The organism is Falsiroseomonas algicola (assembly GCF_011040385.1).
Classification (GTDB): domain Bacteria; phylum Pseudomonadota; class Alphaproteobacteria; order Acetobacterales; family Acetobacteraceae; genus Falsiroseomonas; species Falsiroseomonas algicola.
This window is the reverse complement of sequence record NZ_JAAIKB010000003.1, coordinates 310,281-325,657: the sequence shown is the minus strand read 5'-3', so window position 1 is coordinate 325,657 and position 15,377 is coordinate 310,281. Positions and strand designations below refer to the sequence as shown.

The window sequence follows — 15,377 nt, the reverse complement described above, 5'->3', positions numbered from 1 at the left end:
GTCAGAGGACACGGCCCTTCCATGGACACCCCCGTCAGCTTCGTCTCCGACGGCATCGACATCGCGGGCGACCTGCACATCCCGGACGGCACGCCGCCCGGCACGCGGCTGCCGGCCTTCATCGTGCTGCACGGCTTCATCGGGTCCAAGGACAAGAGCCATGCGGAGATCATGGCCCGGCTGCTGGAATCCTTCGGCTATGCCGTGCTGCGCATGGACTTCCGCGGCTGCGGCAAGTCCGGCGGCAAGCGCGGCTACGTGCTGTGCCATGACCAGGTGGCGGACGCCAAGAATGCACTGAACTGGCTGTCGCAGCGGCCGGAGATCGACCCGACGCGGATCGGCATCATCGGCCACAGCTTCGGCGCAGCCGTCGCCTGCTATGCCGGCGCGGTGGACCAGCGCTTCGCCGCCGTCATCTCCTCCTGCGGCTGGGGGCATGGCGAGCGCAAGTTCATGGGCCAGCATCCCGGCGAGGCCTGGCCCAAGTTCCTCGCCATGCTGGCCGCCAACCGCGCGCACAAGGAGAAGACGGGCGAGGCGCTGACGGTGCCGCGCTTCGACGTGGTGCCGATGCAGGAGCATCTGCGCAAGAACCTGTCGCCCAACGCACTCATGGAAGTCTCCGCCGATACCGCGCAATCCATGTTCGACTTCAAGGCGGAGGAGGTGGTGCACTGGATCAGCCCCCGCCCCGTGCTGTTCATCCATGGCGCCGACGACACGGTGACGCCGACCGAGCAGTCGATCCGGCTGTGGGAGAAGGCCGGGCAGCCGAAGGACCTGGTCCTCATCACCGGCACCGACCATTTCCCGCTGGCCGCCGGCAACCAGCGCACGGCGGGCATCCTGAAGGGGTGGCTCGACGTGCATTTCCCGGTGGCGAAGGCCTAGCCGTGTCGAAGCTCCGCATCGCCGCCCCTGCCCTGCACGCCCTCGCGCGCGACATCCTGGCCGCCGCGGGCACGCCGCGCGAGGATGCGGCGGTCTGGGCGGAGACGCTGGTCTTCGCCAATCTCCGTGGCGTGGACAGCCACGGCGTGATCCGCATCCCCCGCTACCTCGAGCAGATCGCGGGCGGCGACATCAAACCCGCAGCCGAGATGCGGCTGCTGAAAGCGGCCGGCGCCATCGCGCTGCTGGATGCCGCGGGCGCGCCCGGGCCCGTCGCGATGAAGCGCGCGATAGAGGAGGCGATCGCGGCGGCGAAGCGCGTGCATGTGGGCTGGTGCGTCGCGCGCAACATCACCCATGCCGGCGCCGTCGGGCATTTCGCCCTGCAGGCCGCCGCGCAGGGCATGGCGGGGCTGGTGATGACCGCCAGCATCCCGCTGATGGCCTGGCCGGGCAGCCGGAAGGCCGTGGTTTCCACCAACCCCATCGCCATTGCCATGCCCGGCGGCGCGCACCCTCCCCTGCTGCTCGACATGGCCACCGCGACGGTGTCGCTCGGCAAGATCCTCGGCGCCAAGGCCTCCGGCACCCCCATCCCCACGGGTTGGGGCATCGATGCGGAGGGGGCGGACACCACGGATGCCGCGAAGGTCGCCACCCTGCTGCCGATGGCCGGGCCGAAGGGGGCGGGCCTGTCGCTGATGATCGAATGCCTGGCGAGCCTGGTCGCGACCAACCCGATGATCGCGCCGGCGCTGCGCGGCGAGAAATCCTACGGCATGAACGGCGTCGCCATCGCGCTCGACCTCTCGGCCTTCGGCGATCCGGCCGCGCTGGCCGCGGATGTCGACGACCTGGCCGCGACCATCGCGGCCCAGCCCCGCGCGGCGGGGGCGGAGGCGCTGCTGGTGCCCGGCGAGCGCGGCGATGCGGAGCGGGCGCGGCGGCTGGCCGATGGCATTCCGCTGCCGCCGGGGGTCTGGAAGCAACTGGTCGAGGCGGCGGGCCGGCTGGGCGTCGAGGTGCCGGCGCTGGTGTGACCTTTTAGTCGCTAAGTGACTTATGCCGATTATGGCGTTTATGCACCTTTAGCACCGAATTTTGGGGGTGCTTCACGGATGAATGGGTGGGGTTGTGCGGGTGGTGAGCCCCCCTCACCCGACCCTCTCCCCCCCGATGGGGGAGAGGGCTTCGAGGTGGTGGCGCGGCTCGGGCCATGATAACTGGAACATAACAGGAACGACGGCGCGGGCGCCAGCGGAATCGCGCCCCTATTGCATCTGGATGCCCTGGCGCTGGATCACCGCGCGCCAGCGCGCGATCTCCGCCGCCACGAAGGGCCGCATGTCGCCGGGGCGGCCGGCATCGACCTCCCCGTCCACCAGATCGTCCAGGCGACGCCGCATGGCGGGTTCGTTGATAACCGTCGCGATCACCTGGTGCAGGCGCAGCGCCACCGGCTCCGGCAGCCCCTTCGGCGCGGCGATGCCGGCCCAGGTGGGCGCCTCGAAGCCCGGCAGGTTCGCGCCCTCCGCCACCGTCGGCACATCGGGCAGCAGCTTCGACCGGGTGGCGGCGCTCACCGCCAGGCACCGCACCGTGCCGGCGCGGACATGCGGCAGCACGCCGACGCTGGTGGTGACCATGGCGGAGACCTCGCCGCCCAGCAGCGCCGTGGTGCCGGCGGCGTCGCCGCGATAGGGCACGTGCTGCATCTGGATGCCGGCCGTGGCGTTCAGCATCTCCCCCACCAGGTGATGCGTCGATCCGACGCCGGCGGAGCCGAAGGTCACGCGGCCGGGCTGCGCCTTCGCCATCGCCACCAGCCCCGCCAGGTCCCGCGCCGGGCTGTCCGCCCGCACGACGATGACGAAGGCGTAGCGCACGATCATCGAGACGAAGTCGAAGTCGTTGACGGGGTCGAAGGTCAGCCCCTGGGCGAAGGCGGCGGAGACGGCATGGCCGCCGGTCAGCAGGCCGATGGTGTGGCCATCCGCCGGGCTGCGGGCCAGCGCGGCGGAGGCGATGTTGCCGCCGGCGCCGGGCCGGGATTCCACCACCACCGACTGGCCCAGTGATTCCCCGATCGGCGTGGCAATCAGGCGGGCCAGTATGTCCGCCGTGCCACCGGGGCCGAAGCCGTGCAGCAGGCGGATGGGGCGGTCCGGCCAGGCGGCCAGGGCCGGGCGGGCAATGAGCGGCGCAGCCAGCAGGCCGAGCGCCAGGCGGCGGGTGAGCATCTTGTTGTTTCCTCCGTTACTCGGCGTTTCATTGTCGAGCGCAGACACTGGCGGCCGGCCCGGCCGGCCGAGGCCGCGAATGCGGCCCGCGGCCAGTGCCGCGAAGCCAAGCGCGCGGAGCGCGCGCCCGGCGTCTGAGGGCAAGGCAAGCGAGCGTCTGGTCCCGGAAGCCGCCGCAGGCGGCGCGCGGGATCAGACGCTCGCGGCTTCCCGGAATTCCTGGGGCGCCTGTGGCCCCCATTGGCTTTTCAGCCCCTGGCTCTTCGGCAGCTTGCGGGGCGCCACGGCGGCGTTCAGCACATCCGTGTCCGTCCAATGCTCATGCACGCGGCCCCAGGGATCCTTCCAGTAGTCGAAGACCTGGCTGCCCAGCAGGTGCCGGCCGATGCCCCAGAGGTGGTAGTGCCCCTGGCTCTTCAGCCAGTCATGGCCGGCATGGAGGTCGTCCATGTCCTGCACCTCGTAGGAGATGTGGTTGAGGCCCGCGCGGCTGTGGCGGCCGAACATCATGATGTGGTGGTCCACGAACTCCTCGCCCCGGTCGGCGCGGTTGAAGCTGGCCAGCAGGAAGTCCGGATTGTCCTCGGCATGGACATGCTCGCTGACGACGAAGCCGAGGTGGCGATGCGCCCAGGCGACGGAGCCCTCGATGTCCGGCGTGCTGAACACCGCATGGCCCATGCGCTTCACCTGGCAGGGGCGCGGCTCGATCCGCTGCAACTGGCCGAGGCGCGGGCGATCCGCGCCGGTGTTCAGCACGGAATGGCGTTCCGGCAGCGTCGCCACCGTCGCCACGCCGTGCACCACCTCCATGGTGAAGCCGTTGTGGTCCTTCAGGCGCACGCGCTTGCCGCCGCCTGGCTCGTTCAGGTCCTCGACGCCCGAGGCACCGGCGGCATGGGCGGCCAGGCGGTGCAGGTCGGCTTCGCTGTCGGCGTGGAAGCCCACGGCCAGCACGCGGTCCGGCCCGCATTCGGTGATGTGCAGATGGTGGGCTTCCCCGGTGCCGCGCATGTAGAGGCGATCCTCCGTCCGCACCTGCCGGACCAGGCCGAAATCCGTGAGGAAACGCTCGGCCTGGTCGAGGTCCGGCGAACCGAGCCGGATCCAGGCGACGTCGCGCACCTTGATGATGGGGTCCTGCATTCTTCTTCCTTCCTCCCTCGCCCGCTTCGTCTCAGGGCGGCGGCATGAATTGCGGCGCGTGGCGCAGCACCGTCTCCGTGGTCTCCCGCAGATGGGCGCCGAGGAGTTCGGCCGCGCGCTCCGCCTGGCGGGACAGCGCCGCGTCATGGATCGCCTCATGCTCCGCGCGCTTCGATGGGCCGAGCGGCCGGTGGCGCTGGGAGACGAGGCGATAGCGCTCCATGTGGTCATACATCTGCGCGCGCAGGCGCAGCAGCCAGCGGGACGGGCAGGCGGCGACGAGGGCGCGGTGGAAGTCGCGATGCGCGGCCAGCCATTCGCTGCTGCGCTGCTTGCGTTCCTCTCGGCTCAGCCGCTCGATCTTGGCGAGGCGGTGGAAGGCGAGGACGAGGCCGGCTTCCCACGCATCGTCGCCATGGCGGACGCTGTCCAGGATGGCGCGCTGTTCGAATTCGATGTGCAGGGCGGAGACGTCCTGCAGGTCATCGGCCGAGATGGCGGCGACGCGGAAGCCGCGATTGGCATCGAGCTCGACCAGGCCTTCCGGCAGCAGGTGGGACAGCGCCTCCCGCAGCGTGCCGATGCCGGCGCCATAGGCGCGCTGGAGATCGGCGAAGCGGAGCCGCGTGCCGGGTGCGAAGTGGCCATCCAGGATGTCGCCCTTCAGGCGCGACAACACGTCCTGGCTGACCAGCACCGCTTCCGGCTCGGCCGGCTTCTGGTTGGTGCGCGGCGGCACGATACCCCCCTTCCCGTCGCGGGGAGCCTAGGGGCGGATATTCGATCAATCAAGTATCTTCGAAAATCGAGAGACTCAGCCTTCCAGGCGGTCGGGCGGGCGGCCGTCATCGCCGCGGTCCTCGGCGCGGGACAGCACCAGAAGCGCCGTGCCCGCGGCCCAGGCGGCGGAGACGGTCATGACGATGAAGAACCAGATCCCCTTGTCGTCCCAGGGACGGACCAGCGTGACCTCCGGCGGGCCGACGAAATACCAGAGTGCCAGGCCGCGCACCGTGAACCCGGTGACGAGACCGGGCCAGAAGCCCCACCAGAAGGCGGAGAGGACGATCGCGACGAGCATGAGGTCCCGCCCCGCGCCCGGGCGGTGATCGAGCAGGGTGATCCGGACGAGGAAGGCAAGGAGGCCGAAGAGGAGCGCGCAGAGAAGGCGCATCCACAGCGGCAGGCTGCGCAACCGGTCGAGCATGCGCAGGACAAAGGCCAAGGGGATCACGGAATCCGGCAGTTGTTCAAGGTTGCGCGAGCCTACACCGCCCCCCGGAATGCACGCCATGCGGGCATGACGGGGGAGGGTTGCGCTCTCCCTTTTGTGTTTTCGATCACGGCGTGCGTGGTTCGGCATCACTTCCCGGGACCCGGGCGCTGGTGAATCGGGCGCAGCGCCCCTAACTGCGGGCCAACGGAAACCGGGACGGCCGCCATCTCCACCCCCCTTCGCCTGACCGCGCCGGATGCGATGCGCGCGCTTCTGCTGGCCAAGCTGGCGCCGGTGGCGCCGTACCGGCGCGCGCCCGCCTCGGCGATCGGCCATGTGCTGGCGGAGGAGGTGCGGGCCGCGGCGCCGGTGCCCGCCGCGCCGGTGGCGATGCGGGATGGCTGGGCGGTGGCGGCGGCGGAGACGGAGGGGGCAAGCCCCTATGCGCCCGTGCCGATCCCCGGCGCGGCCCTGCGCCTCGGCCCGGGGCAGGCGCTGCCGCCGGGGACGGATGCGCTGCTCGATCCCTTCGACATGGATGGCGACGGCCCCCTCCCGCTCGCCCTGCAACAGGCGACGCCCGGCGACGGGGTGCGCGCGCCGGGCGGGGAGATCGAGGCCGGTCGGGTGATCCGCGCGGCGGGAGAGTCGCTGCGGGCGGCGGACCTGCCGGCGCTGGCGGCGCTGGGGGTGCGGGAGGTGGCGGTGCGCGTGCCGCGCCTCGCGCTGCGGCATGCCGATCCGGCGGTGCTGGCGCTGCTTTCGGCCTGGACGGTGGCGGCGGGGGCGGAGACGCAGGACGGGCCGCCCGACCTGGTCCTGACGCAGGAGGGCGGGCTGGCGGAGGCCATGACCGGGATGGGCGCGCGGCCGGGCATGGCAGCCGGGATCGGGCGCGAAGGTGGCGTGCCGGCGGTGCTGCTGCCGCCGCTCGCGGAGGATGCCGTCGCCGCCTGGCTGCTGCTGGGGCTGCCGGCGCTGCGCGCCCTGGCGGGGGCCGCCGCGCCGGCGCCGATCCGCGCCCGGCTGGCGCGCAAGGTGGCCTCCACGGTGGGGCTGGCGGAGCTGGTGCCGCTGGCGCTGGATGGCGCCGGGGTGGCGACGCCGCTGGCGGTGGGCGCGCTGCCCTTGCAGGCGCTCTCGGCCGCGGCGGCCGTGCTGGTGGTGCCGCCCGGCGCGGAGGGCTACGAAGCCGGCGCCGAGATCGAGGCCGAAGCCCTTCCCCGATGACCGATCCTTCCCTGGTTGAGCGCATCCGCCGCGCCGCGCGGCAGGAACAGTTTCTCGATGTTGTCTCCGCCGAGGAAGCGGCGGCGCGTCTGCGCGCGGCTTTTCCGTTCCAGGCGCTGGGCGAGGAAAGCGTGGGGCTGGCGGACTCGCTCGGCCGCGTGGTGGCGCGCCCCATCGCCGCGGCGGCGGATGCGCCGCCCTTCGACCGCAGCGCCGTCGATGGTTTCGCGCTGCGGGCGGCCGATACCACCGGTGCCACGGAGGCGACGCCGCGCCGCCTGGTGCTGAACGCGGAGGTGCTGGCCTGCGGCGTGGCGCCGGGGATCGAGGTGGCGCCGGGCACCGCGACCGCCATCGCGACCGGCGGCGTGATCCCGCGCGGCGCCGATGCCGTGGTGATGATCGAGCATACCGTGATGGAGGAAGGGGGGCTGGAGGAGGGCGAGCCGCCCGCCATCCTGCTGTCCCGCGCCGCCGCACCCGGCGCCTTCGTGGGGTTCGCGGGCAGCGACATCGCCAAGGGGGAGACGGTGCTGCGCGCCGGCACCGTGGTGACGAGCCGCGAGATCGGCATGCTGGCGGCCTGCGGGATCGCTTCGGTGCCCGTGGTGCGGCGGCCGCGCGTCGCGGTGATCTCGACCGGCGATGAGCTGCGCGCGCCGGGCAGCGTGCTGCCGCCGGGCGCCATCCCCGACAGCAATGCGGCCATCCTGGCGGCGGCGGTGGCGGAGAATGGCGGCGAGCCCCTGCCCTTCGGCATCCTGCGGGATGAGGAGGCGGCGCTGTCGGCCGCGCTTTCCCGCGCGCTGGAGGAGGCGGACATGGTCGTCATGTCCGGCGGCACCAGCAAGGGCGCGGGCGATGTCTCCCACCGCATCCTGGGGGATGGCGTGATCGTGCACGGGGTGGCGCTGAAGCCGGGCAAGCCGCTCTGCATCGCAAGGCTGCGGGACAAGCCGGTCTTCGTGCTGCCGGGCTTCCCGACGAGTGCCGTCTTCACCTTCCATCGGTTCGCGGTGCCGCTGCTGCGGGCGATGGCCGGGCTTCCCGAACGCGTGGAGGCGGAGGTGCCGGCGCGGCTCGCGGTGCGGATGCCGAGCGAGCTGGGGCGCGAGGAATATGTGATGGCGTCGCTGGCCCAAGGGCAGGATGGGGGCGAGGACGGGCTGATGGCCTGGCCGCTCGGCAAGGGCTCGGGCAGCGTCACGGCCTTCGGAGCCGCGGACGGGTTCTTCGCCATCCCGGCGCTGGACCAGGGGGCGGAGGCCGGGCAGGCGCTGCGCGTGACGCTGATCGGCGGGCCAGCGAGGCTGCCGGCGCTGACCATCATCGGCAGCCACTGCGTCGGGCTGGATGCGATGCTGGACCTGCTGGCGGCGGAGGGGATCGGCGCGCGCAGCCTGGCGGTGGGGAGCCTGGGCGGGCTGGCGGCGGCGAAGCGGGGACAATGCGACCTGGCGCCGGCGCATCTGCTGGACCCGAAGACGGGCGCCTACAACGCGCCCTTCCTGGCGCCGGGGCTGCGCCTGGTGCCGGGCTGGCGGCGGCTGCAGGGGGTGGTGTTCCGGCCCGGCGACGGCCGCTTCGCCGGGATGGACGGGGCGGCGGCGGTGGCGGCGGCCTCGGCCGATCCACGCTGCCTGCTGGTGAACCGCAATGCGGGGTCTGGCACGCGCATCCTGCTGGACGGGCTGCTGGGCGGCGCGAGGCCCGCGGGCTACGCAAACCAGCCGAAATCCCACAATGCGGTCGCGGCCGCCGTGGCGCAGGGACGCGCGGATTGGGGGGTGGCGATCGAGACGGTGGCGCGCGCCTATGGGCTCGGCTTCCTGCCGCTGGCGGATGAACATTACGACTTCTTCCTGGCCGAGGCGCGGGCGGATCGCGCGCCGGTCCGGGCCTTCCTGCGGGTGCTGGATTCGGCCGAATCGCAGGCCCGGCTGGCGGCGTTGGGGTTCAGGCGCATGGCCGCGGCGGCGTGAATCCCTGCGGTTTTCGCCGCGAAAAGCCGTTCCGGGGCGTCACATCACGGAATTTCCGCAGTGCAGCGCGAGAAGATCGGCGAATCGCCTGACTTCGCCGCTGACATCGGCATCGCGCTCGGCTATGCGGTGCTGCCTGCAAGGAGACGCAACATGTCAAAGAAGTTCCTCACGGATGTGATCGTGAAGTCCACGGAGATGCCGGCGAACGCCGCGGGCAAGCTCGCTGCCGACATCATCGCCGCGATCAAGACCGAGATCGTCGCGACCGGCCGCTTCACGATTCCCGATTTCGGCGCCTTCGCGGTGCGCGAGACGGCGAAGCGCACGGCGATGAACCCGCGCACCGGCGAGAAGGTGCAGGTGAAGGCCGGCGCCACCGTGAAGTTCAAGGCGAGCCCGGCGCTGAAGGAATCCGCGCTGGCCGGCATGAAGAAGGCGAAGCGCAAGGCCGCGAAGGCCTGAGGCGTTCGGCGCCGGCCCGGGCGTGACCCGGGCTGGCGCCGCTTTCACGGCGCGGCCATGCTGCCGGTCTGAACCGACCGGAGACTCGCTGATGCGCCGTTCTGAGCGTGGGCCCGCGCGAGCATGAGCGCGACGCAGCCCGTTCGCATCGCGGTCGATATCGGCGGCACCTTCACCGACTTCCAGATCCTGGACCAGCGCCACGGCCGCGTCATGGCCTGGAAGGCGCCCACCACGCCGGCCGATCCCTCCGAGGGGTTGATGACCGGCATCCGCCAGGCGGCGGCGCGCTTCGGATTCGCGCTGGCCGATGTGGGGCTGCTGCTGCACGGCACGACCATCGCGACCAATGCGGTGCTGGAACGCAAGCTGGCCAGCGGCGTGCTGCTGACGACGGCGGGGTTCGAGGATGTGCTGGAGATCACGCGCCACGTCCGGCGCGACATCTACGGCCTGGCGCCCGACCCCTTCCCCTGCCTGATGGACCGCGACCGGCGCTTCGGCGTGGTGGAACGCATGCGCGCGGATGGCAGCGTGGAGGTGCCGCTGGGTGACCTGACCGCGCTGACGGACAGGCTGCGCGCGGCGGCGCCGGAGGCGATCGCGATCGGGCTGCTGCATGCCTATGCCAACCCCGCGCATGAACGCGCGCTGCGGGATGCGGTGGCGAAGGCGCTGCCCGGCGTGCCCATCAGCCTCTCCTCCGACATCAGCCCGGAGATCCGGGAGTATGAGCGCCTGTCGACGACGGTGCTGAACGCGCTGCTGATGCCGGTGGTGCAGCGCTACCTGGCCCGGCTGGAGGCGCGGCTCGGGGAGGACGGGTTCAGGCCGCGCATCTTCCTGGTGCAGTCGAATGGCGGCATGTGCAGCCTGCGGCGGGCCGCGGAACAGCCGGCGCGGCTGCTGCTCTCCGGCCCCTCGGGCGGCGCGCTGGCGGCGGAACGGCTCTCCCGCCGGCTGGAACGGCCGAACCTGGTCGCGGTGGATATGGGGGGGACGAGCTTCGACGTCTCCGTCGTGCAGGACCACGTCATCGGGCTGGTGACGCAGGGGGAGGTGGACCGGCTGCCGGTGCGGCTGCCGATGGTGGAGATGCGGACCATCGGCGCGGGGGGCGGCTCCATCGCCAACGTCGATGCGGCGGGGCGGCTGACGGCGGGGCCGCGCAGCGCGGGGGCACGGCCGGGGCCGGTCTGCTACGGGCGCGGCGGGACGGAGCCGACGGTGACGGATGCGAATGCCGTGCTGGGGAGGCTCGACCCCGACTTCTTCCTGGGCGGGGCGATGGCGCTGGACCTCGCGGGCGCGCGGGCGGCGATGGAGACGCGGATCGGGACACCGCTCGCCTTGGGCACGGAAGCGGCGGCGGAGGGCGTGCTGCGTGTGACCAATGCGCAGTTGGCGGCGGCGGTGCGGCTTTCGCTGTTCGAGAAGGGGCTCGATCCCCGCGACTTCGCGCTGCTGTCCTTCGGCGGCGCGGGCGGGCTGCATGCCACCGAAGTGGCGGACGAACTCGGCATCACGGAAGTGGTCTTCCCGCGGGAGCCCGGGACGCTCTCGGCCTACGGGATCCTCTTCTCCGACCTCGTGCAGGACCTCGCGCGGTCGCGGCTGTATCGCGACGACCAGGCGGAGGCTGTGGCGGCGGCGGTGGAGGCTCTGCGCGCGGAGGCCGATGCGCGGCTGGCGGAGGATGGCGTGGCGCCCGCGCAGCGTGCGGTCGAGATCTCGGCCGATCTCCGCTACCGCGGCCAGGCCTTCGAATTGCTGGTGCCCTGGCCGGAGGCCCCTGCCCTGCCGCCCTTGCTCGCGCGCTTCCACGCGACGCATCGCGCGCGCTTCTCCTACGCGGCGGAGGGCGATCCGGTGGAGATCGTGACCTTGCGCGCCGCCGCCATCGGGCGGCTCGACAAGCCGGAGGAGGCGAGCGCGACGCCCGCCGATACCGCGACGGCACCGGGATCGCGCCAGGTGTGGCAGGGCGGCGCGGCGACTTCCTGGCCGGTCTGGCGGCGGGAGAGGCTGCGCCTGGCCGACACCATCGAGGGCCCCGCCATCATCGAGGAAGCCTTCGCCACCCACGTCATCGCCGCCGGCTGGCGCGCGGCGCTCGACCCCGAGGGCGCGATCATCGCGCGGAGGATCGCGGCATGAAGAAGCTCGGCCCCATCGAGATCGAGGTCATCCGCAACGCGCTGACGGCGGCGGCGGCGGAGATGGACATCACGATCTGGCGGACCAGCCGCAGCACCATCGTGCGCGAATTACTGGACTACTCCACCGCCGTCTTCGACGCCGAGGGCCAGAACCTCGCGCAATCCGCGCGCATCCCCGGCCACCTCAATTCCATGACGCATGCGCTGCGCACGCTGCTGGCGGACCATGTGCAGCCGGAGGCCTGGCACGAGGGCGATGTCGTCATCTTCAACGATCCCTATTGCGGCGGCCAGCACCTGCCGGACATCCTGGCCTTCCGGCCCGTCTTCCATGGCGGCGCGCGCATCGCCTTCGTCGGCACGCTCTGTCACCACATCGATGTCGGCGGGCTCGTCGCCGGCTCCTACGCCGCCAAGGCGACCGAGATCTTCCAGGAGGGGCTGCGCATTCCGCCCGTCAAGCTGATCGAGCGTGGCGTGCGGAACGAGGGCATCTGGGCGATGATCCGGCAGAACATCCGGAAGCCCGATCTGCTGCTGGGCGACCTCTCTTCCCAGCTCGCCTCGCTGGAGGTGGGCGCGGCGGCGCTGGCCCGGCTGGCGAATCGCTTCGGCGCCGCGGCGATGATCGAGGCGGGGCAGCGCATCCTCGACATGAGCGAGGCCGGCATGCGCGCGGCCATCGGGCGGATGCCCGACGGCGTCTATGAGTTCGAGGATTTCCTCGATGATGACGGCATCGATCTCGGCAAGCGCATCCGCCTGCATGTGCGGCTGCACATCGAAGGGGAGACGGCGCGCGTCGACCTTTCCGGCTGCTCGCCCCAGGTGGCGGGGCCGACCAATGCGACGCTCGCTTCCACCAATGCCGCGGTGATGTTCGCGCTGATGTGCTGCGCCGATTCCTCGCTGCACATGTCGGCGGGCTGCTACCGGCCAATCAGCGTGACGGCGCCGGAGGGCCTTGTCGTCAATGCCCGCCACCCCGCGCCCGTCGCGCATCGCATCGCGGTGACGCACCGGCTGCTGAACGCCATGAACGGTGCGCTGCACCAGGCGGTGCCGGACCTCATCCCCGCCGCCTATTACGGCAACAGCTACGTCACCACCTTCCAGACGGTGAAGGAAAGCGGCCAGCGCGACGTGCTGGTGGAGATCGAGATCGGCGGATCGGGCGCGCATCCCGCCAAGGATGGCGTCAACGCCTATGCCAGCGGCATGCACAACAACAGCAACATCCCCATCGAGATGATCGAGGCGCAGCTGCCGCTGACCGTGCTGCGCTATGCGCTCCGCGATGGCAGCGGCGGCGCGGGCATGCGGCGCGGCGGGCTCGGGCTGGTACGCGAATGGCGCGTGGACAGCGCGCATTGCTTCTTCACGGCGAACATGGACCGCTTCGATCACGCGCCCTACGGGCTGGCCGGCGGCGGCCCCGCCGCGAAGGGCGCGCTGGTGCTGCGGCGGGATGGCGCGGAAAGCCCGATCCCGCCCAAGACGGACAACCTCAAGCTCCAGCAGGGCGATGTGGTGCGGCTGGAAACCTCGGGCGGCGGCGGCTTCGGCCCACCGGCGGACCGCGCGCCGGACGCCAGCGACCGCGATGCCCGGATGGGCTATGCCTGACAACCTGCTGTCCCGCGCCGCGGTCATCGCGGTGGCGACGCTGTTCGGCCTGACCTACAGCCTCAGCGCCTCCCTCATCGCGCTGGACCTCGCGGGCCAGGGCCTCAGCGAGGTCACCATCGGCGCCAATGCGGCGATGCATGCCATCGGCGTCTTCGCCATGGCCTGGCTGCTGCCGCGGATCGTCGTGCCGCTTGGCATAAGGCGCCTCGTCATCATCGCGCTGCTGCTGGCGGCGGCGGTGCTGGTGGCCTTCCCGCTGGTGCGCCTGGTCTGGGTGTGGTTCCTGCTGCGGCTGCTGATGGGCGCGGCGTCCGAGATCCTCTTCGTGATGTCGGAGACCTGGACCAACAGCCTGAGCACGGAGGAGAATCGCGGCCGCGCCATGGCGGCCTACACGGCAGCGATGTCCGTGGGCTTCGCGCTCGGCCCCCTCATGCTCTCCTTCCTCGGCACGCATGGCGCCCTGCCCTACATGGTCGGCGCGGGCATCGCGCTGGCGGCGACGCTGCTCGTCGCCTCGCCCCGCGTCGTGGCGCCGGCCTTCGAGACGCCGTCGCATGAGGGCCCGCTGCATTTCATGCGCCTCGCCCCCGTCGCCATCGCCGCCGTGGTGCTGAACGCGGCGATCGAGACGGCGGGGCTCTCCTTCCTTGCCCTCTACGCGGTGCGGCTCGGCTGGACGGAGGACAGCGCGACCCAGCTCATGACCTGCATGATGGCGGGCGCCATCCTGTTGCAGCTGCCGATCGGCTGGCTGGCGGACCGGATGGAGCGGCTGCGCCTCGTGCGGCTGCTGGCGCTGGCGGCCGGACTCGGCGCGCTTGCCTGGCCGCTGGCGCTCGGCAACCCCTGGGCCACCTATGCGCTGCTCTTCGTCTGGGGCGGCTGCTTCGTGGGCATCTATACGGTGATGCTGGCGGTGGTGGGCAGCCGCTTCCAGGGATCGGCGCTGGTCGGCGTCTATGCGGCCATGGGCTTCATGTGGGGCGCCGGCGCGTTGGCGGGGCCGGTGCTGGCGGGGCTGTCGATGGAAGCGGCGACGCATGGCCTCGCCTTCTTCGCTGCTGCCATCTGCCTGGCCTTCCTGGCAACGACCTGGCTGCGGGGACGCGCCGCGTAACTGCCGGTTACGCTGCGTTGCAGCATCTTATGTTGACTTCCGCTGGAAACGCGCCAGTTTCCCATTCCGACAACCGACGCGTTTCATCGAGGTCGCATGCAACCCTCCCCCGGCTTCAGGCAGACCCTGCCGCGCCGCCTGCTGCCGCGTCTCGCGCTGGTCGGCGTGATCGGTCTCGTCGCTTCCTGCGACGAGCCGCCGAAGCAGGCCGCGGCCCAGGGCGCGCCGCCCCCGCCGCCCGCCGTCACGGTGGTGACGCTGGAACGCAAGGAAGTGCCGGTGACAACCACGCTGCCGGGGCGCACCGCGCCCTATCGCGTGGCGGAGGTGCGGCCGCAGGTCGGCGGCGTGCTGCGTGAACGCCTGTTCAATGAGGGCGAGCGCGTCTCGGCCGGCCAGCCCCTGTTCCAGATCGATCCGGCGACGCTCGAAGCCGCGGTGCGCCGCGCGGAGGCCGCGCTGGCGCGGGCGGAGGCGACGGAGCGCGCGGCCAGCGGCACCGCGACCCGCTACCGGTCGCTGGTGCAGGCGCAGGCCGTCTCCCAGCAGAACCTGGAGAATGCGGAAGCGACGCTGCGCCAGGCGCAGGCCGATGTGATGTCCGCCCGGGCGGCGCTGGAGACCGCGCGGATCGACCTCGCCTTCACCCGCGTCTCCTCCCCCATCAATGGCCGCACCGGCCGTTCCACCGTGACACCAGGCGCGCTGGTGACCGCCAACCAGGCGGCGGCGCTGGTGACCGTCACGCAGCTCGATCCGATCTATGTGGACGTGACGCAGCCCAGCGCCGCGCTGCTGCAGCAGCGGCGGGATGTCGCGAGCGGCGCGCTGCGGCGCGATTCCATCGACCGGGCCGGCGCCGCGCTGATCCTGGAGGACGGCTCCCGCTACCCGCATCCCGGCGAGATCCAGTTCAGCGAGGTGATCGTCGACCAGGGCACGGGCTCCGTCACCATGCGCGCGGTCTTCCCGAACCCCGACCAGCTCCTGCTGCCCGGCATGTTCGTGCGGGCCGAGGTGGAGGAGGGCGTGACCGACCGCGCCCTGCTGGTGCCGCAGCAGGCGGTGTCCCGCACCCCGCGCGGCGAGCCCATGGCCTTCGTGGTCAACGCCCAGAACGTGGTGGAGCCGCGCACGCTGCGCACCACCCGCGCCATCGGCACGGACTGGCTGGTGACGGAGGGGCTGAACCCCGGCGACCGGGTGGTGGTGGAAGGCGTGCAGCGCATCCGCCCCGGTGCGCGGGTGAACCCGACGGAACGCGCCACCCCCGTGGCCCGCGCGGGCAGCTGAGCC

13 protein-coding genes are annotated in these 15,377 nt (G+C 71.9%); 9 read left to right on the top strand and 4 right to left on the bottom strand.

Features of this window, described 5'->3' with window-relative positions:
- Positions 1-21: 21 nt before the first annotated feature.
- Entirely contained in the window at positions 22-894 is an 873-nt protein-coding gene (locus G3576_RS10135) for an alpha/beta hydrolase (protein WP_164694265.1), read from the top strand.
- 2 nt (positions 895-896) lie between these two features.
- Positions 897-1,934: an Ldh family oxidoreductase gene (locus G3576_RS10130; RefSeq protein WP_207622748.1), complete on the top strand. Its 1,038-nt coding sequence runs from the start codon at positions 897-899 to the stop codon at positions 1,932-1,934.
- Between the two features lie 231 nt (positions 1,935-2,165).
- Here the strand turns inward: G3576_RS10130 and G3576_RS10125 are convergent, their stop codons facing one another.
- The 4 genes from G3576_RS10125 to G3576_RS10110 all read right to left on the bottom strand — a co-directional run bounded on the left by G3576_RS10125 (position 2,166) and on the right by G3576_RS10110 (position 5,505).
- A complete protein-coding gene (locus G3576_RS10125; RefSeq protein WP_164694264.1) occupies positions 2,166-3,134 on the bottom strand; it encodes a tripartite tricarboxylate transporter substrate binding protein in 969 nt (322 codons plus the stop codon).
- Between the two features lie 192 nt (positions 3,135-3,326).
- Complete coding sequence (locus tag G3576_RS10120) at positions 3,327-4,280, bottom strand: VOC family protein (protein WP_164694263.1); 954 nt, start codon at positions 4,278-4,280, stop codon at positions 3,327-3,329.
- Between the two features lie 31 nt (positions 4,281-4,311).
- A complete protein-coding gene (locus tag G3576_RS10115) occupies positions 4,312-5,019 on the bottom strand; it encodes an FCD domain-containing protein (RefSeq protein ID WP_164694262.1) in 708 nt (235 codons plus the stop codon).
- A 75-nt stretch (positions 5,020-5,094) separates the two neighbouring features.
- Entirely contained in the window at positions 5,095-5,505 is a 411-nt protein-coding gene (locus G3576_RS10110; protein ID WP_164694261.1) for a hypothetical protein, read from the bottom strand.
- A 252-nt stretch (positions 5,506-5,757) separates the two neighbouring features.
- Here G3576_RS10110 and G3576_RS10105 point away from each other — a divergent pair, with 252 nt between their 5' ends.
- From G3576_RS10105 to G3576_RS10075, 7 genes are all read left to right on the top strand, one after another.
- Positions 5,758-6,726, top strand: coding sequence for a MoeA family protein (locus G3576_RS10105; protein ID WP_164694260.1), 969 nt, complete (start codon positions 5,758-5,760; stop codon positions 6,724-6,726).
- The gene (locus G3576_RS10100) at positions 6,723-8,708 is read left to right on the top strand and encodes a molybdopterin biosynthesis protein (protein ID WP_164694259.1); all 1,986 of its coding nucleotides are present in this window, start codon (positions 6,723-6,725) and stop codon (positions 8,706-8,708) included. The genes G3576_RS10105 and G3576_RS10100 overlap by 4 nt, the downstream gene beginning before the upstream one ends.
- 60 nt (positions 8,709-8,768) lie before the next feature.
- On the top strand, positions 8,769-9,173 hold the full coding sequence (locus G3576_RS10095) for an HU family DNA-binding protein (RefSeq protein WP_328728810.1): 405 nt from the start codon (positions 8,769-8,771) through the stop codon (positions 9,171-9,173).
- A 123-nt stretch (positions 9,174-9,296) separates the two neighbouring features.
- Entirely contained in the window at positions 9,297-11,330 is a 2,034-nt protein-coding gene (locus G3576_RS10090) for a hydantoinase/oxoprolinase family protein (RefSeq protein ID WP_164694258.1), read from the top strand.
- Positions 11,327-12,958 carry a hydantoinase B/oxoprolinase family protein gene (locus G3576_RS10085; protein ID WP_164694257.1) on the top strand — a complete coding sequence of 544 codons (1,632 nt, stop codon included), beginning with the start codon at positions 11,327-11,329 and terminating at the stop codon, positions 12,956-12,958. Before G3576_RS10090 ends, G3576_RS10085 begins: the two co-directional genes overlap by 4 nt.
- Entirely contained in the window at positions 12,951-14,081 is a 1,131-nt protein-coding gene (locus G3576_RS10080; RefSeq protein WP_235951716.1) for an MFS transporter, read from the top strand. Before G3576_RS10085 ends, G3576_RS10080 begins: the two co-directional genes overlap by 8 nt.
- A 96-nt stretch (positions 14,082-14,177) precedes the next feature.
- Positions 14,178-15,374 carry an efflux RND transporter periplasmic adaptor subunit gene (locus tag G3576_RS10075; protein ID WP_164694255.1) on the top strand — a complete coding sequence of 399 codons (1,197 nt, stop codon included), beginning with the start codon at positions 14,178-14,180 and terminating at the stop codon, positions 15,372-15,374.
- The last annotated feature ends 3 nt before the right edge of the window (positions 15,375-15,377 follow it).